Here is a 19,933-nt window from a genome sequence, read left to right as displayed (position 1 = left end):
TTCTCCGATGTCAGAGGCGTGTCAAGTCGCTCCGGGGCCGTCGCCGGGGTTCCGCTCCCGGCCCCGGCCGAGCCCTCCCGGTACCCGGGTGGTCGCGCTCTGCTGGCGGTCGCGGGGGACCGGCCGTACGGTGAAGAGGCGACTGACTCGACGGGACCGGTGCGGTCGGACGGGCGGCGGCGTGATGGACGACGAAGAAGAGCGGATCGGCGGGATGATCTGTAGTCATCTCGCGGATGTCGGGCCGGTGGACCCGGACAGCCTGGACACCTGCCCGGAGTGTGTCGCGCTCGGCGACACCTGGGTGCATCTGCGGGAGTGCCAGACGTGCGGGCACATCGGCTGCTGCGACTCCTCCAAGAACAAGCACGCGACCGCGCACTACGAGGCCACCGGGCACCCGCTCATCCGGTCCTTCGAGCCCGGCGAGGGCTGGTGGTGGTGCTACGAGGACGAGGTCGTCTTCGAGGTCGAGGGCGTTCCCCCGGAACGGCCCGCCTGACCGGGAAGGAACCGGGCGCCCCGGGCGGCGGCTGCCCCCCACGGGACGCCCGGCGGGCGCGCCGGCTCGTCGACGGCCGACCCGTCAGCCCGTCGCCTCCGACGTCACCGTGAACAGCGCGCCGTCCGGATCCCGCAGCGTCGCCTCCCGCAGCTCCGGCGAGGCCGCCTCCGGTGACAGCAGCGCGCCTCCGCTCTTCAGCGCCGCGTCGACCGCGCCCGGCACCTCCCCTACCCGGAAGTAGACATGCCACCGCGGCCTGATCCGCGGGTCCGGCACGGCCTGCACACCGCCGTCCCGGATCTTGGCCACCACATGCTCGTCCTGCCGCAGCACGGCGTGATCGTCCTCCCGTACGAGCGTGAAACCGCCCTCGGTCTCCGGCGCCCAGCCGAGGACCTGGCTGTAGAAGCGGGCCGCGTCCGTGGTGTCGCGGGTACGCAGCTCCAGCCAGGCCGGCGCGCTCCCGCGCCCCACCGTCCAGTCCGAGCGCACCGCGCCCTCCCAGATCCCGAAGGCCGCGCCGTCGGGGTCGGTGGCGAGGGCCGCCCGGCCCGAGTGGAAGGCCAGCGGTCCCACCGCCACGGTCGCGCCGCGCTCCCTGATCCGGGCCGCCGCCGCGTCCACATCTGCCACCGCGAAGTACGGCGTCCAGGAGACGGCGACCTGGAGGGAGGAGGCCAGCGCGCCGATGCCCGCGACCGGCATCCCGTCGGAGAGGGCGACACAGAAGTCCTCGCCGAGCCCCGCGGGACGGTACGACCAGCCCAGCACATCACCGTAGAAGGCCTGGGCCGCGGGCAGTTCACGCGAGAGGAGCGTCACCCAGCAGGGTGCCCCCGCGACCGTCTGCGACTCCGTCTTGTCCCGGTTGTCCTGCTCCACACCGCTCACTCCACCCTCGTCCGTCACGCCCGCCGCACCCCACTACCCCAGGGCCTCTCGTTTGGGTCTGGCTGGGCTCGCGTGCCCTGGCACCGCGCCTCGCCGCGTTGTCGTGGTCGCCTACTCCCCCACAGCCTTAAGGGCGTGGGAGGGACCCCCTCCGCGTGGGCTCCCTCCTCCGCCTTGCGATCCACGGCACCAGACCCCGCTCCCTGATCCAGCCAGACCCAAACGAAAGACCCTAGCCGCCCCTGCGTGTTACCGCTGTCCGTACGTTTCGGCCGGCATGTTTCGTCCGGCCCTTCTACTCTGCCAGGCCGACGCCGGGCCGGGGTCCGCCGGGCATGCGGACCCCGGCGGGATGTCAGCGGACCGCGGCGGCGAGGGCCGCGTCCGCCGCGGCGCGGGTGGGCTGCCACAGCGTGGTGACCGGCTCCCAGACCACGATGCCCCCGGGCGATCCCACCGACGCCGCGTCGAACGACTCGCCGTAGTGCGACGGGTCGGCCGCCACCGTCAGATACGCGACCGTACGGGTTTCCGTGGCGTTCGGGTCGAGGGTGCGCACGGCGGCGTACGCGGAGCCTCCGGCGGCGAGCCGGTACGGGGCGCTCTCCACCGGGGGCACGGGCAGGGCCGCGCCGTCCAGGTCCCCGAAGGTGACGGTGGGGATGCGGTCGACGGCACAGGCGCGCCGGCTCTCGTTGGTGACGCTGATCCGGACGGCATGGGCCGTGGCACCGGGCGCGGCGCTCACCGAGACCGCGGCCTCGCGGCAGGTGGGGAGGGCCGCCGGGGCGGCGACGGCGGCCGAGGCACCGGTGCCGGCCACCAGAAGAAGGGCGGCGGCCGGTACGGCGAGGACAGGACGGATACGCATGGAGGTTTCCCCGTTTCGGTCGATCGGTCGGAGGACGGCACGGCGCCGGGCGCGTTGACGTCCGGCCTGGGTCATGTGCTGTGCCGCCCACCCGAGATGACACGCGAACGGACCGGGTGGTTGTGCCTACCGCCCTGTTCGGCGAGTGTTCGCCACCGCCCGGGTGACGGCCGGTCAGTTTCCCTTCCGGGGATGGGTCTCCAGCACCTTGCCCGAGATGTCGGCGGCCAGAAAGGCACCGCCGTAGTCGTCCGCCACATAGACGAGCAGGGTGGGCTTGCCATCGGCGAAGGTCCAGGCCCCTTCGACGATGACATAGGTGTAGGTCGGCTTGTCGACACCGAGATCCTTGTCGGCCCTGCTGAGCAGGGCGGGCAGGGCGTCCCAGTTGATCGACGTCAGATCGACCGTGCCGTCGTCGGCGGAGAGTGTGCCGCCCGCCCTCTTGGTCGTCCGGCCGCCCCGGTAGTCGTAGGTGTCGTACAGCTCCTTGTTCCCCGCGACCGGCGCGTCGGCCGACGCGTACTCGCCGTACAGCTTGAAGTTGGTGACCTCCGTACCGCCCATGACCGGCTTGAGCTTCTGGATCACCTCCCTGGCGGCCGAGGGTGTGAGCAGCGACTTCGCGGACCGCTGGTACGGGGCGGCCGGATCGGAGGTCTGGGCGCCGGGGTCGACGGGGGCGCCGCTCACGGTCCGGTCCGGGCCGGAGGAGTTGTCCTCGGTGGTGACGTTGCCCGGGAGGAGCGTCCAGACCAGTACGCCGGTGAGACCGACCCCGACGACGGCCGCGGCGATCGGGACGACCGGGTTCCCGCGGGCGCGGCCCGGACGCGTCCGGGTGGTGGTGAGCGGCGCGGGCCCGCGCGGTGCGGGTGACGCGGGCGCCGAGAAGGGCGCCGTCGGCGACCGGAAGGCGGGCGGCGGCGGGGTGGGGCGCTGCCCGTGGACGGTCGGCGCGGGTGTCACCACGGTCGGCGGCAGGTGCGCCGGTACGGTGTCCGGCGCGGCCGGCCCGAAACCGGGCTTCTCGGGGATCGCGGCGAGCAGCCGGTCCAGCTCGGCCGCCCCGGGCCGGGCGTCCGGGTTCCGGTCCAGCAGCGCCATCACCACGGGCCCGAGCGGCCCGGACCGCACGGGCTGCGGTATCCCCTCGTCGAGCACGGCGGCCAGCGTGGCGAGCGGAGTGGTCCGGCGCAGCGGATGCGCGCCCTCGACCGACACGTACAGCAGCATGCCCAGCGACCACAGGTCCGAGGCGGTACGGCCCTCGTCGCCGCGGATCCGCTCGGGGGCGATGTACTCGGGGGAGCCGATGAGTTCACCGGTGGCCGTCAGCCCGGTCGTCCCCTGGAGCGCCGCGATACCGAAGTCCGTGAGCACCGGTCTGCCGTCCGGGCGCAGCAGCACATTGGCGGGCTTCACATCCCGGTGGTGGATCCCGGCCGCGTGCGCCGCGCGCAGCGCCGCCAGCACCCCGCGCCCGATCGCGGCGGCCTCGCCGGGTGTCAGCAGGCCCTGGGCGAGCCGCTCCTGGAGCGACTGCCCCTGCACCAGCTCCATGACGATCCAGGGATGCGGGATCTCCGCCGCGTCCACGATGTGATGGATCGTCACCACACCCGGGTGATCGATCCTGGCCAGCGCCCTGGCCTCCCGCAGCACCCGCTCGCGGAGCGTCCTGGCCGCCGCCGGATCCGCGGCGAGCAGAGCGGGGTCGGGCGGCCGTACCTCCTTGAGCGCCACCTCGCGGTGGAGCGCCAGATCACGGGCGCGCCACACCATTCCCATACCGCCCGCGCCGAGCCGGCCCAGCAGCTCGAACCGGCCGTCGATCACGCGTCTTTCCTGGCCCCCTGCGTTCATGGCGCTCAGGGTAGAGCCATGCGTACGGACCGGTCATACCGCGCCCGCATCCTGATCCCGGCCGGTGCCTCCCCTCGGCGGGACGGGCTCGGGTCCCCGGCCGCCGGGGTGGCGTTCGCGCCGGATCAGGAAGACCGTCGTGGACACCAGCGCCCAGCACGCCAGGACGACAAAGGGGAAGGCGTGCTGCGCGTTGCCGAAGTAGACCGCGGTGTGCTGGGCGTTGATTGAGGCGCCCGGCGGCAGCCAGCGTCCGATGTGCCCCAGCAGCGAGGGCAGCAGGGGCCAGGAGACGGCTCCGCCTGAGGACGGATTGCCGAGCACAACCATCAGCCCCCAGGTGGGGATCAACGCCCACCGTCCGAAAAGGGTGTTGAACATGGTGAAGACCATGCCGGTGGTGAACATCGTGAACCCCAGGATCAGCCAGGACTCGACGAACGGGAACCGGATCGCGCCCAGCCACCAGTCCACCACCGCCGCGATGGCGAAGCCGCCGAGCAGCGACTGCGCGGCGGTGCAGGCGATGCGCTCCCCGGCGTTGAGCGCGCTCGCGTGGATATTGAGCTGAGTGGCGCCGACGAAGCCGATGATGACGGCCGCGATCGAGATGTAGAAGAGCGCGAGTCCGCGTGGATCGCCCTTCTGGAGAGGCTTGACATCGCTGATCCGCACCGGGACACCGAGGGACCTGCCCACCACGGGAGCCGCCTCCGTGAGCACCTCGGCCACGGAAGCCCCGGCGGCGCTCGCCACGGCGAAATCGACGCGGTGCGGCAGAAAGGTCAGGATCGCGAACACCTGCTGCTCCTCGACTCCATGGCGCGCGGCGGCGTCGGTGGCGTAGGGATGCAGTTCGAGCCCGGCGTTGAGCCGCTTCTCCATGCCCTCCACGAAGGCGGTGGCGGTCGCGGTGTGCGTGGGGCCGACCACGGCGGCGGGGATCCGGTGCGGCGTCGGGTTAGCCATGTTGTACGTGTACGAACCCGCGAAGAGCCCGGCGGCCGTGGCGGCGATGACCATGATGACGAAAGCGGGCAGAAAGGGCGAGGAGACGAAGGCGGCCCACCAGCCGGCGATGGTCCGGAGCACGCCGCGCGTACGGCCGGAGCGGGCGCGGCCTTCATGATCCTCAGGCATGAAAGCACCGTAAACCAACCAAATCGGAATCCCGGTGCGAGCCGGAGCCCCCGGAGGCGGTCGAGGCGTGGTCAGCGGAGCAGCAGCTGAAGCCCGCCGAGCACGGTCGCCGCGATCACCAGCCGCTCGAAGAGCCGCTGGTCGATCCGGTCCGCGCAGACCTTGCCGATATAGGCGCCGGGGAACACGAAGAGGACCAGCGCCGCGTCCAGCAGGAGCGAGCGGGCGTCGATCAGACCGAGCCCCACGCTGAACGGCACCTTGGTGAGATTGACGATCAGGAAGAACCACGCCGAGGTGCCCAGGAAGCCGAGCTTCCGGAACCCCGCGGAGAGCAGATACATCGACATGACCGGGCCGCCCGCGTTGGCGACCATCGTCGTGAACCCGCTGAGCACTCCGTACGAACGGGCCTTGAGGCGACCGCCCGAAGGCCCGGGGCGGTCCGTGGCACCCGAGCCCCGGCCGGTGTCGTCGCCAGCCTGCGGGCCGGACTCGCCCGGCTCCTTCGTGGCGTCCGCTCCCGCGCGCCGCCGCCAGACCGTAACCCCGGCCATCAGCAGCAGGATCGCCCCGATCGACGTACGGACGGCCTCGTCGTCGGCCCAGAGCAGAAAGACCGTCCCGACCACGACGCCCGCCGCGACCGCCGGAAACAGCCGCCACAGGGTCGGCCAGTGCGCATGCCGCCGGTACGTCAGCACCGCGAGCACATCGCCCATGATCAGCAGGGGCAGCAGCACACCCGTCGAACCCCGGGCGGGCAGTACGGCGGCGAACACGGCCAGACTGACCGTATTCGCACCGCTCACCGCGGTCTTCGAGAAGCCGACGAGCGCCGCGGCCGCGGCGAGCGCGGTGAATCCCCACCAAGTGATGTCCATGCCAACGTCTGATGGTATGCCCGATGGTCCGGGTGCCCGCTGCGTAGGCTGGGAGTGCAGCGAAGATCACACCCCAGAGCCGACGGCAGGCGGAAGGCCCGAGAGGTGAGTGCGATGAGTGCGCAGCGGCCACCGGAGCGGCCCGCCGAGTTCGACTCGGACGCGGCCCATCCGGCGCGGGTCTACAACGCGTGGCTGGGCGGCAAGGACCACTTCCCCGCCGACGCGGAGGCCGCCGAGCGCGCGGCCGAGGCCAATCCCGGAATCGTCCCCGCCGTCCGCGCCAACCGCGCCTTCCTCGGCAGGACCGTCCGCTTCCTCGCGGCCGAGGCCGGCATCCGCCAGTTCCTGGACATCGGCACCGGCATCCCCGCCGCCGACAACACCCATGAGGTCGCCCAGTCCACAGCCCCGGACTCCCGGGTCGTCTATGTCGACAACGACCGGATCGTGCTGGCCCACTCCCGCGCCCTGCTCGCCGGTTCGCCCGAGGGCCGGACCGACTACATCGAGGCGGACGCCCGCGATGTGGAGACGATCCTCGCCGAGGCCCGCCACACCCTGGACTTCCGCGAGCCGGTCGGGCTGATGCTGGTGGCGGTCCTCCAGTACATCCCGGACGCCGACGATCCGTACGGCGTCGTCCGCCGTCTGCTCGGCGCGCTGCCCTCCGGCAGCCATCTGGTGATCTCCCACCCGGCGTCCGACATCACCGCCGCCGAGGTCGCCGAGTCGATGCGCGTCTACAACGAGCGCGCCGCCGCGCACGCCGCGGCCACACCTCGTACCCATGACCAGGTGGCACGGTTCTTCGACGGTACGGAGGTGCTCGCGCCCGGAGTGGTGTCGCTGCCGCGGTGGCGGCCCGGACCGGACGACGCGCCCGCCGCCGACATCCCGATGTGGAGCGGAGTGGGCCGCAAACCGTGAGGACACGGCCCGTCCCGGACCCGGCGTACGGGCAGGGCGCCCCGAAAACCCGGAGGACACCGGCGCCGGGAATTCCGTAGCCTCCTCCGTGCCCCGCGAGGACCGCGCGGCACCGACCAGGCATATGCAGGGGGTACGTCATGGAGGCTGTGGGCCGGCCGATCATCGAGGCGCTGTCGCGATACCGGACGGAGGACCCGGCCGAGGCCGCCGATGTCGGGCGCGTCCGCGCGCTGGCGGAGAGTGCCGCCGATCCCTGGCTGCGTTCGACTCCGCTGCATGTCACGGCGTCCGCGCTGATCGTCCACCCCGCGAGCGCGCGGGTGCTGCTGCGCTGGCACGGACGGCTGGGGTCCTGGCTCCAGGTGGGCGGCCATGGCGACCCCGGCGAGACCGAGCCGCTCGATATCGCGCTGCGGGAGGCGGCCGAGGAGACCGGGCTCGACGATCTGGTCCCGTATCCGTATCCCGACGGCGCCGGTCCTTCACTCGTCCAGGTGGTGATCGTCGGGGTGCCCGCGGGCGGTGGTGAGCCGGCCCACGACCACGCCGACCTGCGCTTCGTCCTGTCCACGGACCGGCCGGAGGCGGCGCGCCCGGAGCGGCCCGACGCGCCGCTGCGCTGGATGTCCGTGCCCGAGGCGATGGAGGCCGCCGCCGAGGCCAATGTCCGCGAGGCACTGCGGCGGGTGGGGGCACTGCTCGGCTGACCGAAGCCGAAGCCGGGCTGCGGGTCCCTGGGCCGGGGGTCCCGGCCCGGGCGGTTGTCCGTCCCGAGGACACGCATGTCAGAGTCCTGGAAGGAAGATTTCGGCAGGAAGAAACGGACAAGGGAGAACGCCGTGCCCCACGCGCCAGAAAGCCCCACCGCCCCCGGCGAGTCCGGTGAGCCGAGTGGGCCCGGCGAGTCCGGCGGGTCCGCCATACCGCCTGTGGTGACGAACTGGGCGGGGAACATCACCTTCAACGCGGCCCGCCTGCACACCCCTTCGTCCGAGGAGCGGCTGCGGGAGATCGTCGCCGGGAGCGGTTCGGTGCGGGTGCTGGGCAGCGGTCATTCGTTCAACACCCTCGCGGACACCCACGGCGATCTGGTCTCCGTGGCCGGGCTGCCGAAGACCGTGGAGGTCGACGAGCAGGCCCGTACGGTCACGGTCGGCGCGGGCCTGCGGTTCGCCGAGTTCACCGGCGCCGTGCACCGCGCGGGCCTGGCGCTGCACAATCTCGGCTCGCTCCCGCACATCTCCGTCGCGGGCGCCTGCGCCACCGGAACGCATGGCTCCGGTTCCGGCAACGGCAATCTGGCCTCCGCGGTCCGCGCCCTGGAACTCGTCACCGCCGACGGCGGGACTCTCACCCTGACCAGGGACGACGAGGACTTCGCGGGCGCCGTCGTCGCCCTGGGCGCGGCCGGTGTCATCACCCGGATGACACTGGACCTCGTACCGGCGTACGACATCCGGCAGTGGGTGTACGAGGGCCTCCCGTACGAGCGGCTGCGCGAGCGGTTCGACGAGGTGCTCTCCGCCGCCTACAGCGTGAGCCTCTTCACCACTTGGCGGACCGGCCGGATCGACCAGGTCTGGCTGAAGGAGCGCACCGGCGACGGCCGTCAGGACCCCGCGCCGGACACCTGGCTGGGCGCGGCGCTCGCCGACGGCCCCCGCCATCCGGTGCCCGGTATGGACGCCGGGACGTGCACCGTACAGGGCGGTGTGCCCGGGCCCTGGCACGAGCGGCTGCCGCACTTCCGGCCCGAGTTCACCCCCAGCAACGGTGACGAACTCCAGAGCGAGTACTTCGTCGCGCGCGAGGACGGCCCCGCGGCCTTCGACGCGCTGACGGCGATCGGCGGGCGGATCGCGCCGGCCCTCCAGATCGGTGAGATCAGGACGGTCGCGGCGGACGATCTGTGGCTGAGCCCGGCGTACGGCCGCGACTCGGTCGCCTTCCACTTCACCTGGCACCCGGACATGGCAGCGGTGACACCGGTACTGGACGCCATCGAGGAGGCACTGGCACCGTTCGCCGCCCGGCCGCACTGGGGGAAGGTCTTCACGATGAGCCCGGAGCGGGTCCGGGAGCTGTACGAGCGGTACGCGGACTTCGAGGCGCTCATCGCGAAGCTCGACCCGCGTGGGGTGTTCCGCAATGAGCTGATCGGCCGGTATTTCCCCGGAAGATAGGCCGCGTCCGCACTACCGGGCGGATCGTCCGCCAATATGGGTGCCGGGATTATTGTCACCAACCTATTACCTGGAACATATCCACATCACAGAATCTGTTTCTAACCTCACGCCATGGCCCGGCACAGAATCGCTCCGAACCCCGTCACCGCCCTCCTGGTCACCGGATGGGTCGCGGCCGGCGGTCTCCTGCTGACCACCGGCGGCGACGCTCCGGTGCCGGCTCGGGCTGCCGTCGCGCCGGTTCCGCCGGGATCCGGTGCGGCCCCGCTGCCGGGGCTCCGGGCGGTGGGCGCGGTACGGGCCGGGGAGGCCGGCCGGGGCTCCGGGGCCGATGGCAAGCCCTCGCCGAAGCCGGACAAGCCCTCGGCAGAGCCGGACAAGCCCGCGGTGGATCCGGACGAGGCGCTGGCCACCTCGCTCGGACCGGTCGTGAAGTCCACCTCGGCCTCCCTCTCGGTGGCGGTGCTGGACACGGAGGACGGGGACACGGCGTCGTACGGGTCCGGGAAGACCTATGACACGGCGAGCATCGTCAAGGTCGACATCCTGGTGGCCCTGCTGCTGCAGGCACAGGACCAGGACCGCCATCTGACGGCGGAGGAGAAGGAGTACGCGACCTCCATGATCCGCCTCAGCGACAACGCCTCGGCGGACGCGCTGTGGATTGCGATCGGCGGGTCGTCCGGCCTGGACAAGGCGAACCGAAGACTCGGGCTGAAGGCGACGACCGCCGGAGTGAACGGCCACTGGGGGCTGACCCAGACCACGGCCGCCGATCAACTGGTCCTGCTCTCCGCCGTGTTCGGTGACGACTCCGAGTCCGACCTCAGTGAGGCCTCACAGACCTTTATAAGGGGGCTGATGGGCACGGTGTCGACGGACCAGGACTGGGGCGTGTCCGCGGCGGGGACGCTCACCGGGCTGAAGAACGGCTGGCTGCCGCGGACCGCGACCGGCCTGTGGGACATCAACAGCATCGGGCGCGTGACGGTGGACGGGCACGGCTATCTGCTGACAGTGCTCTCGCGGGGCAGCGCCAGCAAGGAGGCGGGCGTCGCCATGGTCGAGAGGGCTTCGAAGGCGGCGGTGCGTGCCCTGAGCGGGCAGGCGTAACAGAGCCGGCCCACGGGCTGCCCGATCACGGCCGGGCCGCGAACCGGGTCAGTACGGTCATGGTGGGCCGGAGGTTCCGTACGACGGGCACCCGCCGCAGTACCGGCTGGACCACGCCGTAGTACGGACCGAGCCCCCGCGGCGGCGGCACTTCGCGTACGGCCGTGATGCAGGGATGCGCCCCGAACACCTTCCGCAGCTCACCCGCGTCCATGCCCCAGGGCATCGGCGGTACGGCATAGCCCCGGCGGGTCCGCATCGCGCCACGCCTCGTACAGGCGCTGAACCACCTCGGGACGGCGTCGAAGACCAGCGCCCCGCCCGCGAAGCGCCCGGCACAGGTCGCGATCACCTCGCGTACCTCCGGCGGCCGCAGATACATGAGCAGCCCCTGCGCCGTGACGAGCACCCCATGGGCCGTGCCGACCTGGTCCGGCCAGGCCGGATCCAGCACGGAACACGGGTAGGTACGGCGCCGGTCGCCGTCGGGGAGCAGCCGTCGCCGGACGGCCGCGGTCTCGGGCAGCTCCACGGTCAGCCAGCTCATCCGGCCGTTGTCCACCCGCCAGAACTGGGTCTCCAGCCCTTCGCCCAGCGCGACGACCGTGCCGTAGGGGCGCTCGGTGAGGAAGTGCCGTACGACGGTGTCGAAGCTACGGACCCGCAGGGCGTGGCCCTGCGCCAGGAACGGGCTCGGCGGGCCGAAGGTCTCGGCGAAGGGGTAGTCGATGGCGTCGACCAACTCGACCGCCCTGGGATCGTGGAACTTCCAGGACGGCTGCCGCGCGGCGCACGCCCGCAGATACAGATTCCACAGCAGGGTCTCGGGGACGCCCGTCAGCGCGACCGTCTCCGTCCCGCTGCGCTGCCTGCCGTGGTCCTCACCCTGGGGCCGCTGGTCCTGGTCCATGGCGGATCGCTTCCCGTACCGCTCGACTGCCCTGCGCCTCGCGCCTGTGCCTGCTGCCTATGCCCTCCGCACTCCCCATTCAACGCCTCCTGCCTGCGGTTATCACGCCCAGCGGTGGCGAATTCGCATGACGGAAAGATGGCCGGATTTACACCGGATGATCCTTGTATCTGTGCAGCACGGACCGCGTTCATACGGCACTCTGCTCGTATGAGCGCGAACTCGGACGACACGGCGGACGGTGTATTCGACGATGCGGCCGCCCGGCGGCTGCTGGAGCTGGGGCAGCGTGAGGAGGCACTGAGACGGGCGTTCCCGGTGGACGGCCCCGACACGGACCGGATGTCCGTCGCGCACTACACGGGCTACTCCGCGATGCTCCACGAGGACCGGGGGTGGCGGCAGCTCTTCCCCGCCGTTCCGGCCGAGGAGGAGGCGCGGGCGGATCTCCGCGATGTGCTGCGGCTGCGGGCCGCGAGCGCGGGCGAACTGGCTCCGCGTTTCACCCGGGCCGCGGAGGCCGTCGCCCGGGGCGAGGACCAGGTGATCATCGGCGAGGACGTCTACCGTGTGGTGCGGATCGAGCAGACCGTCATCATGACCGCGCACGGCCCGCAGACGCCGCGGCGCCACGACCGGGAGTTCCCCGAGGTGTTCGACGAGCGGCCAGGACCGCGCGGTCCCGGCCGGCCCCTGGACGACTGACCGGGCTCCCGGCTCACGCGTTGCGCGCCACCACCAGCGCGCACCGGGGGCTGCCGTCGGGCCGGAGACCGAGGCCGGAGAGGGGGCGCACAGTGATGGTGAAGCCCGCCCCGGCCAGCTCGTCCAGCACGTCCGGAAGCCGGAACGTGCGGTAGTACATGACGAACGGCGGGCGCCACACCAGATTGCGCAGGCGCATCGCCGTGTCGAACCCCCAGAGCGCCCAGTAGAGCTTCGAGCCCACCCGGGGCGGCGCGGGGACGGGGAAGACGAACAGGCCGCCCGGCCGGAGCGCGGCCCGCGCCTGCGCGAACAGGGCAGGCCGCTCGGCCGGCAGGAAATGCCCGAACGCGCCGAAACTCACGGCCAGATCGAAGACGGGCGCCAGTGGGAGCGCGCGGGCATCGGCCCGTACCCAGTGCGTGGCCGGAGCACCCGGAGCACCCGGAGCTGGAGTATCCGGAGCGTCCGGCATGTCATCCGGTGCGGCGGACCCGGCAGCGTCCTTGGCGGCGGCGAGCATGCCCGCGCTGAAGTCGACCCCGACGACCCGCTCCTCGCAGAGCCGCCGCAGCACCCCCACCCCGGCCCCGGTCCCGCAGCAGATGTCGAGCCCGCTCCGGAACGGCCCGAGCGGCCGGGCGGCCCGTACGACCGCGTCCAGCAGATCGTCGGGGGTACGGAACGGCGTCCGGTCGAACTTCGGGGCGAGCAGGTCGTAGCCACGCTCGACGGACGACATTGCCTGGACGGCGAGTTCGCGCAGGGTCGGACCCTCAGGGGTGAACATCGTCGGCCAGCTTAACGAGATCCCCGGCCCCGGCGCTCAGAGGTGCTGGTTGCGGTGCAGCCGCCATACCGTCAGTGCGAGCTGGAGACGCAGCCGGCCGTGCGGCTCCTGCACCGGCCAGCCGAGCCAGTGCTCGGCCTGCGCCAGCCGGTCCTGGAGCGTCGAGTGATGCAGGGTCAGCTCCGCCGCCGCGGCCCGCAGGCTCGTCGCGAAGGCGACCGTCTGGAGTGTGACGGCGGCCCAGGGGGCGGCGGCGATCGCGCGGTCGAGCGCGCGGACGTCGGGCACCGGTTCCGTGCCCGGGCCGACCGCGTCAGCCAGCAGCGCAAGACCGCCCAAGCCGTCCGCGTACACGATCCTCGGCCCGGGATCCTGCTCGCTGCCCTCCGCCGTGAACCGCAGCGCGGTCCGCGCGGCTGCCGCCGAAGCGGGCAGCTCCGGTACGGGCACGGCCGGGCCGATCCCGGCGCGCCGGCCGCCGACGGACGGCGTACGCGCGCCGGAGGAGGGCATCGCCTCGACCACCACAGGACCTCCCGCGGGCGCCACCGCGCGGGCGAGCGCCGCGTCCCGCAGACCGAGGCGTACGGCGGCCTGCCGCCGGGCCTGCTCCGGTGCCGAGGCGTCCAGCAGCACCTCCACCGAGGCCGGATCGGCCGCCGGGCCCTCCACGGGCGCCCGGCCCCGGGTCCGGTCGAGGACATCGCGGGCGGCCGCCGCGGCCCGCTCCAGCACCATCGCGTGCACCCCGTCCGGCGGCCCGGTCCGCTCCAGCCACACCGCCGCGCCGCCGCCCGGCACCAGCGCGGCCGACATCCAGCCGGGATCGGCGGGGCCGCCGCCGTCCTGCCGTACCCCGTCGGCGCCCACCCGGATCCGTACCCCGCGCGCCTCGTCCACCAGTCGGGCCGCGCAGCCCGACAGCACGGCCGCGCCGCGCACCAGGGACTCCAGGCCCGCGCGACCCTCGACCAGCCGGTCGAAGTACGCGATCACCTGGAGCGCCGCGCCCGCGTCGGGGTCGAGTGCCGCGAGCCTGCCCGCCAGCTCTTTCACCGTTTCATCCTGCGCCGTCCGACGGCCGGTGCCAACGGTCGGTTCCCGCCGGTCAACCGGACGCGGGTCAGTCGGCGAGCAGCCGGCGCAGCCAGGAGAGCTGGGCGGCCCTGGCCGCCTGGGACACCGCGGCCTGGGGCGCCAGCCCGTCGAAACCGTGGAAACCGCCGGGCCACACATGCAGTTCGGCCTGGCCGCCCGACTGCCAGAGCCGAGTGGCGTAGGTCACGTCCTCGTCCCGGAAGGTCTCCGCCGAACCGACATCGATGAACGCCGGAGGCAGCCCCGACAGATCCTCGGCCCTGGCCGGAGCCGCGTACGGGGAGACCTCCGCGCCACCGCGACGCTCGCCCAGCAGGGCGGTCCACCCGGTGTGGTTCGCCGCGTGGTCCCACACCCCCAGGCCGGCCATCTGAAGGCTGGAGGGCGTGTCGTTACGGTCGTCGAGCATCGGGCACAGCAGCATCTGCCCGGCCAGGGCCGGGCCGCCGCGGTCCCGCGCCAGCAGGGCGACCGCCGCCGAGAGACCGCCCCCGGCGCTGCCGCCGCCGACCACGATCCTCGCGGGGTCGATCCCCAGCTCGGCGGCGTGCTCCGCAGTCCAGACCAGCCCGGCGTAGGAGTCCTCCACCGGGGCGGGATGCGGGTGCTCGGGGGCCAGCCGGTACTCCACGGACACGATGACCAGGCTCAGCTCCTGTGCCCAGTCGAGCAGCCGGTCGACGCCGGTCCGGTTGTCCCCGATGACCATGCCGCCGCCGTGGATGTTGTAGACGGCGGCCAGCCCCGTACCCGCTCCGGCCGGGCGGCAGATGAGGAGGGAGATGTCCGGCTCACCGGCCGGCCCCGGCACCGTACGCTCCTCGACCTCGAAGGCGCCGTCCCGTCGCAGGTCCTCGTCCGACAGCCGGCCCAGATTCCCGGCCTGCCGTATGGACGGGAGATCGTCCAGCTTCAGGGTGTCCCCGAGCTGCTCCCTGATCACATCGAGCGCCGCCGCCAGCTCGGGATCGAAGGGCGGCGGGGGCCCGGTCCGGCCCTCGGCGGACGGAACGTACGAGGACGACGTGGCGGTCATCGGCTCTCTCCCTCTGCGCGCGGTCACCTCTCTGTGGCCGGTCCAGCCATCCTGCCTCCGGTCCGGTGCGCCCGGGCAGCGCCAGGTGGCGGAGATCACCCGCCGTCCGGCGGGTGCCGCCCCTCGCGGCCCCACCCCCGAAAACGCCACACCGTAAGTGAACGCGGCAGGTCCCGGGCGGGCCAATATGGTCGGCGGTATCTCCATCCATACCGGAACCACCCCTTCCAAGACACTGCGCGAAGCGGTGCTCTATCTCACAGGGCTCACCCAGCGGGATCTGTACGGCCAGAGCTACCGGCTCAAGGAAGAGATCACCGTCGCGGATCTCGCCGCCCGGGGCTTCCAGATCCCAAGCGGCGAGGCCGTAGACCTGCCCGAGCCAGGGGCTTCCAGGCCACTGGCTCGGGAAGGTGTTCACGGTGCGACTCTTAACCCGAATTGGTCGCCATGGGTCTCGTACTGGGCCTACGAGGGATGGGGACAGCCGCCGCCGAGCCGAGCGCCGAGGAGCGTGGCCCGTGCCTCTGTCCGCTTCAGGTGCGCGGCGTGCTCCGCCTCCAGGTCCACGATCGTGAACTCTTGAAATTCCATGATCAGTTGGCCCGCGAGGACCCAGGGGAGCCGCCGGCTTTCGAACGTGACTCCGCCCGCGTCGTACATGACCGGGAACAGTCCGCCCGGCTGGTAGAGGACTCCGTGCACTCCCGCCACCACGAAAGTCTTCACGCGCAGGGCGACGTAACGTTTGCGTAAGTGGGGGCATGCTCCGACCGACGCGACCGCACACGGTACGCACAGCGGCGGATGGGTGGTGACGTAGCCGGGCTTGTGCAGCTCCGGGTAGTCCGCGTCCTCGCCGACCACCCAGAGCGTGCCGTCGTCGGTACGGTCGGAGGGCCCGCCGCAGATCTGGCACAGCAGCTTCCGCATGGCCCGCCGCTGGCGCAGGAAGTGCACATTCCCGAACTCCGGACGCCCCTTACCGGGGCTGATCCCGACCCGTTTCCACAGGACGCCCAGGTCGTCACGTTCGTACGGTCCCTCGTCGACGTACGCGATGCCGCCGCCGCGGACAACCAACGTGCCCTGAGGCCGGTGCTCCGAGGACCAGCACGCGATGTACGGCACGACCGGAGGCTTCCCCACCGGCGCGGTCACGAGCAGTCCCGCTCACTGGGCCGTACGACCGGCACAGAGAGTGACGCCCAGACCATCTTCCCCGGCCCGGCGCGGTCGGCCACGCCCCACTCGTCCGCCAGAGCCTCCACGAGCAGGAGCCCCCGCCCGTCCGACGCCTCTGGGTCAGGCGTACGCGGCTGCGGCCGGTCCGGCGAACCGTCGTGCACCTCGATCCGTAACCCGCCCGAGCTGCGGAAGTAGTGCGTCTCGATGACCTGCTCCGGCGTCACCCTGGCGTGCAAGCTCGCGTTGCTGAACAGCTCGGAAAGGATCAGGACGGCCGAGTCCTCCAGAGCGGACAGCCCCCAATCGGCCAACGCCTTCCGCAACTCCATCCGCGCCAGCGCCACACACCGCGGGTGACTGCTCCACCGCAGCACAACACTCCCGCAGCCCGACGGCCGCCACGGCTCCGGGAACTCAGGCATCGTCGATCTCCTGACCGTGGCCCAGGTGCGCACACAGGGCGATCACGGACCGCCCCAGGATCTGCGCGTGACGCCCCGGACCGAGCGGCCCGGGCCCCGCGTCCAGACGTCGCCGGGCCTCCCCGATCCCCGCCTCAGCACGAGCCCTGTCGGTTTCGCCGAGCCGGCCGAGACGGTGCTCCAATTCCGGAATCAGCAGGGCCAGGTGGCCACGGAGCCGAAGCGTAACCGTCTCCAGGTCCTCGTCCGGCACCCCGTCATCCAAGTTGTCCACGCTCCGTGCCGTAACCACCATCGTCGCAAAGTCGAGCGGGTCGAGCGGCCGGGAGTCAGCTTCCGGTGTCGTGGGTCTGGCGGTGGATTCGGGCATGTCGACGCTCTCTCTTGATCTGGCGTTGGCCATGCCCCGGGACCGTGTCCGCGGTCGCCGGGGTGGCGTGGGGATGCGTAAGGGTGCCCCGGGCAGAAGTGATGCGATCAGCTCGGGGATGGGCGGACGTCGGGTGGGAGGACTGAGGACCGCTTCCAGCGCACAGCGCAGGTGATGCACGTCGGTGTGCAGTCGGCCGTGACTCGGCGGAATCAGCCAGTACGCGCCGGGAGGTGACCGACGCTCCTCCGAGGGCAGCACGAGCGAGCCCTCGACCAGCACGGTCGTCCTTGGCACACTCCACTCACTGCTGCTCCCCGGCGGAACGAGGAAGAGCATTGCGGGTGCGGTGGCTATCGGCTCGACCGCAATGGCTCCCGGAGCAGCAATCCGCTCCAGAGCCTGGAGCGCGTAGAACCGGGCCACCCGCACGAGGTCAAAGCCCGTCGTGCGCCTGATTTTCATCCGCTTCGTCTCCATGGCGGTCGCTGAGTGATACAGCGACCGTATGGAGACGGCAGCATCTCAACCCGAACTCTCAGTTCGGGTGAACCGTCAGTTCGGGATGGTCAGACAACTCCGAGTCGACCCGCAAGCTCAGTGACCTGCTGCTTGTACGTGGGCCGAACGCGCTTCACCAGGCCGGATACGAGACTGCGCGACTGAGGGCTGCGTGCCAGATCTTCAGGCGCCAACTCCTCCAGGCCCAGGAGATGGACGTAGACGGCGGCGTCCTCGCGGCGGAGGTCGTAGCAGCGGGCCACCTCCAGTCCGAAGGTGAAGCGGCGCTCGCGGGAGGGCAAGCCAGCGGTGTCGACGTGATCGGCCAGCCTCAGTGCCTCCGCCGCCTCACCAGCCAGCATCTCGATACTCATGGCGTGGAGATCGACGTTGGTCGGTCCGAAAACGGTTCGCTGTACGTTGCCCTCTCCGGCTCTCTTAGCGAGGGGGACGGCCCTCTTCTCCAGCCGATCCCGGGCCTGCCACCAATTGCGCTGCCGAGCGTCGGAGACCACTGCCACCAACTCCAAGGCGCCCTGCACCGCAGTCAGTTCGGATGTGCTCGCTTCGCTCTTGGTCTGATCCACCGCTGCCAGCGCGACTTCCTTCGCCTCCCCCGCGGCGCCATCCCGGTCGTCCGACAACAGGACATGCCCGAGATTCCACTGTGCAGCGGCGATGCGCACCGGATCGTCGGCGTCCTCAGCGGCGCGGATGGCTCGGTCGGCGGCGATGAGTGACAGGTCCAGGCGTCCAGCGCGGCGGCAGTACGACCGCAGCAGGCCGTACAGATCTGCGGCGGTACGGAGGATGTCGCGCCGGGCGTCGGGATCGGTGCCCCGGCGGTGTGCACGCAGCGCGTGTTCGACATCCTCGATCAGTGCGGGAAAGGTCGTCTCGGCCTGGGTGAACCGTGCCTTGCTCGTCTGCCAGATCCGCCATGCCTGTTCCACACGCTCTCGCAGGTAGGCCGGGGGCGCGACTGGAGTGCTGATAGGTGGCCGGCTGTATCCCATGAGGGCGCGGGCGACATCGGGAGCAGTCTGGTCCGCTGGTACGGGCTCACGGCCGGGGCTGTCACTGAGGAGTGCGGCAATGGGAACGCCAAGTTCGGAAGCCAGCCGGGACAGGACGTCCGCCGAGGGAGTCTTCTGACCGTTCTCGATCATCGAGAGGTAGCGCTCGGTGATTCCGCACAGACCGGCGACGACGACTTGGCTGCGGTTGCCGTTCGTCTTGCGGTAGTACTTGACCCGATCACCGACACGGAATCCTGGTGAGCCCATCACGCGGTCGCCTTCCCCTGGCTGGGTACCGCCAGGGTAGGGCGTTCCGTGCTCGGTTGTGTGACAACTTGTAACTATTAGAGGGTCGTTGGAGGCGAATGGTGAGGCTGGTGCTGTGGGACATCGACCACACGCTGATCTCGACACGGGGTGTGGGGCGGGAACTGTCGGCCGCTGCGTTTCGGCAGGCGACCGGTGTTGTGATGCGTGAGCAGGCGAAGATCGACGGCATCACGGAGCCTGTGATCTTCCGGGAGACAGCGAAACTCCACGGCCTGGTCACCGACCGCGGAGACTTCGAGCTATTCGCAGAAGCACTGACGGAGCAGCACATGAAGCACTCCGCCGAGCTGCGTGAGCGCGGCCACGCGCTCCCCGGGGCAGCTGCCGCACTCGACGGGCTGGCCTCGATCCCGGGCGTCGTCCAGACAGTAGTGTCCGGAAACATCCGCCCCGTCTCGGAAATCAAGTTGGGCGTCTTCGGCTTGGACCGGCACATCGCGTGGGAACTGGGGGCCTACGGCGAAAACGCCGACGAACGTCCCGACCTCGTCCGGCTGTCTCTGACACGGGCTAACTGTGCACCGAGCGACGCCGTGTTGATCGGCGATACCCCTGCGGACGTAGAGGGCGGACGGGCCAACGGAGTGCGTGTCATCGCCGTAGCGACCGGGCGGAGCACCGAGGAGGAACTGCGAGGGGCAGGAGCCGAGGTTGTTCTCGCTGACCTGCGGGACACGGCTGCGTTCGTACACGCCGCTAACGTTCACGGTCGAACACAAACAGACATATAACGACAACACCTGTTTATTCGAAGGGAGCTACCGCACCCCATCTGGCGCGGCTCGGCCTCGGCGGGAGAGTCAGCAACCCCTGGTATGTCGTACTCGACATATGCTCTACTGGTGGCATGCCAACTATCCGGCTGACCAAGCCAACCATCGCCGTCCTGGAGGTGCTACTCGCCGCGACCGATGACAATCCCGCCTGGGGGCTGTCCATCTGCCGCGATGCGGACCTCGGCTCCGGCACCGTTTACCCAATTCTTGATCGTCTGGAAGAGCGAGGCTGGGCCACCAGTTGGAGCGAGGCCACTCCACACCCTGGGCGCCCACCACGCCGGTTCTATGCTCTGACAGGAGCGGGACGCTCACAGGCAGGCCAAGCTCTTGAAGCTCGAAGAGCGCAACGACAGATGACGCTGCGCTGGACGGGCGGGCAAGCATGAGACTGCTTCA

21 protein-coding genes and 1 pseudogene are annotated in these 19,933 nt (G+C 71.2%); 9 read left to right on the top strand and 13 right to left on the bottom strand.

The features are described 5' to 3' along the window. The first annotated feature begins 184 nt into the window (after positions 1-184). Positions 185-502 (top strand): UBP-type zinc finger domain-containing protein, encoded by a 318-nt coding sequence (locus tag ACFU9P_RS27685; RefSeq protein ID WP_376383547.1) that lies wholly within the window; start codon positions 185-187, stop codon positions 500-502. Positions 503-586: 84 nt separating this feature from the next. Here ACFU9P_RS27685 and ACFU9P_RS27680 read toward each other — a convergent pair whose 3' ends face one another. From ACFU9P_RS27680 to ACFU9P_RS27660, 5 genes are all read right to left on the bottom strand, one after another. Next, positions 587-1,414 carry a VOC family protein gene (locus ACFU9P_RS27680; protein ID WP_384085791.1) on the bottom strand — a complete coding sequence of 276 codons (828 nt, stop codon included), beginning with the start codon at positions 1,412-1,414 and terminating at the stop codon, positions 587-589. 337 nt (positions 1,415-1,751) lie between these two features. Then, a complete protein-coding gene (locus ACFU9P_RS27675) occupies positions 1,752-2,267 on the bottom strand; it encodes a DUF4232 domain-containing protein (protein ID WP_376383551.1) in 516 nt (171 codons plus the stop codon). 174 nt (positions 2,268-2,441) lie between these two features. Further along, positions 2,442-4,133 (bottom strand): protein kinase, encoded by a 1,692-nt coding sequence (locus tag ACFU9P_RS27670; protein WP_384085787.1) that lies wholly within the window; start codon positions 4,131-4,133, stop codon positions 2,442-2,444. 33 nt (positions 4,134-4,166) lie between these two features. Then, positions 4,167-5,273, bottom strand: coding sequence for an ABC transporter permease (locus tag ACFU9P_RS27665; protein ID WP_384085784.1), 1,107 nt, complete (start codon positions 5,271-5,273; stop codon positions 4,167-4,169). 71 nt (positions 5,274-5,344) lie between these two features. Continuing rightward, positions 5,345-6,157, bottom strand: coding sequence for a sulfite exporter TauE/SafE family protein (locus ACFU9P_RS27660; RefSeq protein WP_384085781.1), 813 nt, complete (start codon positions 6,155-6,157; stop codon positions 5,345-5,347). A 114-nt stretch (positions 6,158-6,271) separates the two neighbouring features. On the opposite strand from ACFU9P_RS27660, the gene ACFU9P_RS27655 reads away from it, so the two are divergent. From ACFU9P_RS27655 to ACFU9P_RS27640, 4 genes are all read left to right on the top strand, one after another. Then, positions 6,272-7,087: an SAM-dependent methyltransferase gene (locus tag ACFU9P_RS27655; RefSeq protein ID WP_384085778.1), complete on the top strand. Its 816-nt coding sequence runs from the start codon at positions 6,272-6,274 to the stop codon at positions 7,085-7,087. Between the two features lie 140 nt (positions 7,088-7,227). Next, positions 7,228-7,797 (top strand): NUDIX hydrolase, encoded by a 570-nt coding sequence (locus tag ACFU9P_RS27650; RefSeq protein ID WP_384085775.1) that lies wholly within the window; start codon positions 7,228-7,230, stop codon positions 7,795-7,797. Between the two features lie 213 nt (positions 7,798-8,010). After that, positions 8,011-9,273 (top strand): D-arabinono-1,4-lactone oxidase, encoded by a 1,263-nt coding sequence (locus tag ACFU9P_RS27645; RefSeq protein WP_384085853.1) that lies wholly within the window; start codon positions 8,011-8,013, stop codon positions 9,271-9,273. A 114-nt stretch (positions 9,274-9,387) separates the two neighbouring features. Then, a complete protein-coding gene (locus tag ACFU9P_RS27640; protein WP_376383564.1) occupies positions 9,388-10,389 on the top strand; it encodes a hypothetical protein in 1,002 nt (333 codons plus the stop codon). 25 nt (positions 10,390-10,414) lie between these two features. On the opposite strand, the gene ACFU9P_RS27635 is transcribed toward ACFU9P_RS27640, so the two are convergent. Further along, on the bottom strand, positions 10,415-11,299 hold the full coding sequence (locus tag ACFU9P_RS27635; protein ID WP_384085772.1) for a class I SAM-dependent methyltransferase: 885 nt from the start codon (positions 11,297-11,299) through the stop codon (positions 10,415-10,417). Positions 11,300-11,509: 210 nt separating this feature from the next. On the opposite strand from ACFU9P_RS27635, the gene ACFU9P_RS27630 reads away from it, so the two are divergent. Next, positions 11,510-12,004 carry a DUF5954 family protein gene (locus ACFU9P_RS27630; protein WP_384085770.1) on the top strand — a complete coding sequence of 165 codons (495 nt, stop codon included), beginning with the start codon at positions 11,510-11,512 and terminating at the stop codon, positions 12,002-12,004. Between the two features lie 13 nt (positions 12,005-12,017). On the opposite strand, the gene ACFU9P_RS27625 is transcribed toward ACFU9P_RS27630, so the two are convergent. The 3 genes from ACFU9P_RS27625 to ACFU9P_RS27615 all read right to left on the bottom strand — a co-directional run bounded on the left by ACFU9P_RS27625 (position 12,018) and on the right by ACFU9P_RS27615 (position 14,928). Further along, the gene (locus ACFU9P_RS27625; protein WP_384085766.1) at positions 12,018-12,794 is read right to left on the bottom strand and encodes a class I SAM-dependent methyltransferase; all 777 of its coding nucleotides are present in this window, start codon (positions 12,792-12,794) and stop codon (positions 12,018-12,020) included. Between the two features lie 36 nt (positions 12,795-12,830). Next, entirely contained in the window at positions 12,831-13,850 is a 1,020-nt protein-coding gene (locus ACFU9P_RS27620; RefSeq protein ID WP_384085763.1) for a helix-turn-helix domain-containing protein, read from the bottom strand. 67 nt (positions 13,851-13,917) lie between these two features. Further along, positions 13,918-14,928 (bottom strand): alpha/beta hydrolase, encoded by a 1,011-nt coding sequence (locus ACFU9P_RS27615; protein ID WP_384085760.1) that lies wholly within the window; start codon positions 14,926-14,928, stop codon positions 13,918-13,920. 178 nt (positions 14,929-15,106) lie between these two features. Between ACFU9P_RS27615 and ACFU9P_RS27610 the strand changes: the two are divergent. Further along, positions 15,107-15,268, top strand: a pseudogene (locus ACFU9P_RS27610) (Si-specific NAD(P)(+) transhydrogenase); the annotation flags it as partial. A 128-nt stretch (positions 15,269-15,396) separates the two neighbouring features. Here the strand turns inward: ACFU9P_RS27610 and ACFU9P_RS27605 are convergent. The 4 genes from ACFU9P_RS27605 to ACFU9P_RS27590 all read right to left on the bottom strand — a co-directional run bounded on the left by ACFU9P_RS27605 (position 15,397) and on the right by ACFU9P_RS27590 (position 18,695). Further along, entirely contained in the window at positions 15,397-16,089 is a 693-nt protein-coding gene (locus ACFU9P_RS27605; protein ID WP_384085757.1) for a hypothetical protein, read from the bottom strand. After that, positions 16,086-16,538 carry an ATP-binding protein gene (locus ACFU9P_RS27600; RefSeq protein ID WP_376383600.1) on the bottom strand — a complete coding sequence of 151 codons (453 nt, stop codon included), beginning with the start codon at positions 16,536-16,538 and terminating at the stop codon, positions 16,086-16,088. The genes ACFU9P_RS27605 and ACFU9P_RS27600 overlap by 4 nt, the downstream gene beginning before the upstream one ends. Further along, complete coding sequence (locus ACFU9P_RS27595; RefSeq protein WP_384085753.1) at positions 16,531-16,941, bottom strand: DUF6415 family natural product biosynthesis protein; 411 nt, start codon at positions 16,939-16,941, stop codon at positions 16,531-16,533. The genes ACFU9P_RS27600 and ACFU9P_RS27595 overlap by 8 nt, the downstream gene beginning before the upstream one ends. 536 nt (positions 16,942-17,477) lie before the next feature. Then, complete coding sequence (locus ACFU9P_RS27590) at positions 17,478-18,695, bottom strand: helix-turn-helix domain-containing protein (RefSeq protein ID WP_376383639.1); 1,218 nt, start codon at positions 18,693-18,695, stop codon at positions 17,478-17,480. 98 nt (positions 18,696-18,793) lie between these two features. Between ACFU9P_RS27590 and ACFU9P_RS27585 the strand changes: the two genes are divergently transcribed. Continuing rightward, positions 18,794-19,489, top strand: coding sequence for an HAD family hydrolase (locus ACFU9P_RS27585; RefSeq protein WP_376383596.1), 696 nt, complete (start codon positions 18,794-18,796; stop codon positions 19,487-19,489). A 116-nt stretch (positions 19,490-19,605) separates the two neighbouring features. After that, on the top strand, positions 19,606-19,923 hold the full coding sequence (locus ACFU9P_RS27580; RefSeq protein WP_376383594.1) for a PadR family transcriptional regulator: 318 nt from the start codon (positions 19,606-19,608) through the stop codon (positions 19,921-19,923). Positions 19,924-19,933 lie beyond the last annotated feature (10 nt).

Source organism: Streptomyces sp. NPDC057617 (genome assembly GCF_042800555.1).
Taxonomy (GTDB): Bacteria; Actinomycetota; Actinomycetes; order Streptomycetales; family Streptomycetaceae; genus Streptomyces.
The sequence above is the reverse complement of the archived record's forward strand: the minus strand, read 5'-3'. Positions and strand labels throughout refer to the sequence as shown.

Bases quoted from the DNA above. Each gene is read 5' to 3' on its own strand.
- ACFU9P_RS27685 (WP_376383547.1), top strand. From the start codon at position 185: ATGGACGACGAAGAAGAGCGGATCGGCGGGATGATCTGTAGTCATCTC.
- ACFU9P_RS27675 (WP_376383551.1), bottom strand. From the start codon at position 2,267: ATGCGTATCCGTCCTGTCCTCGCCGTACCGGCCGCCGCCCTTCTTCTG.
- ACFU9P_RS27670 (WP_384085787.1), bottom strand. From the start codon at position 4,133: ATGAACGCAGGGGGCCAGGAAAGACGCGTGATCGACGGCCGGTTCGAG.
- ACFU9P_RS27665 (WP_384085784.1), bottom strand. From the start codon at position 5,273: ATGCCTGAGGATCATGAAGGCCGCGCCCGCTCCGGCCGTACGCGCGGC.
- ACFU9P_RS27660 (WP_384085781.1), bottom strand. From the start codon at position 6,157: ATGGACATCACTTGGTGGGGATTCACCGCGCTCGCCGCGGCCGCGGCG.
- ACFU9P_RS27655 (WP_384085778.1), top strand. From the start codon at position 6,272: ATGAGTGCGCAGCGGCCACCGGAGCGGCCCGCCGAGTTCGACTCGGAC.
- ACFU9P_RS27650 (WP_384085775.1), top strand. From the start codon at position 7,228: ATGGAGGCTGTGGGCCGGCCGATCATCGAGGCGCTGTCGCGATACCGG.
- ACFU9P_RS27640 (WP_376383564.1), top strand. From the start codon at position 9,388: ATGGCCCGGCACAGAATCGCTCCGAACCCCGTCACCGCCCTCCTGGTC.
- ACFU9P_RS27635 (WP_384085772.1), bottom strand. From the start codon at position 11,299: ATGGACCAGGACCAGCGGCCCCAGGGTGAGGACCACGGCAGGCAGCGC.
- ACFU9P_RS27630 (WP_384085770.1), top strand. From the start codon at position 11,510: ATGAGCGCGAACTCGGACGACACGGCGGACGGTGTATTCGACGATGCG.
- ACFU9P_RS27625 (WP_384085766.1), bottom strand. From the start codon at position 12,794: ATGTTCACCCCTGAGGGTCCGACCCTGCGCGAACTCGCCGTCCAGGCA.
- ACFU9P_RS27615 (WP_384085760.1), bottom strand. From the start codon at position 14,928: ATGACCGCCACGTCGTCCTCGTACGTTCCGTCCGCCGAGGGCCGGACC.
- ACFU9P_RS27600 (WP_376383600.1), bottom strand. From the start codon at position 16,538: ATGCCTGAGTTCCCGGAGCCGTGGCGGCCGTCGGGCTGCGGGAGTGTT.
- ACFU9P_RS27595 (WP_384085753.1), bottom strand. From the start codon at position 16,941: ATGGCCAACGCCAGATCAAGAGAGAGCGTCGACATGCCCGAATCCACC.
- ACFU9P_RS27590 (WP_376383639.1), bottom strand. From the start codon at position 18,695: ATGGGCTCACCAGGATTCCGTGTCGGTGATCGGGTCAAGTACTACCGC.
- ACFU9P_RS27585 (WP_376383596.1), top strand. From the start codon at position 18,794: ATGGTGAGGCTGGTGCTGTGGGACATCGACCACACGCTGATCTCGACA.
- ACFU9P_RS27580 (WP_376383594.1), top strand. From the start codon at position 19,606: ATGCCAACTATCCGGCTGACCAAGCCAACCATCGCCGTCCTGGAGGTG.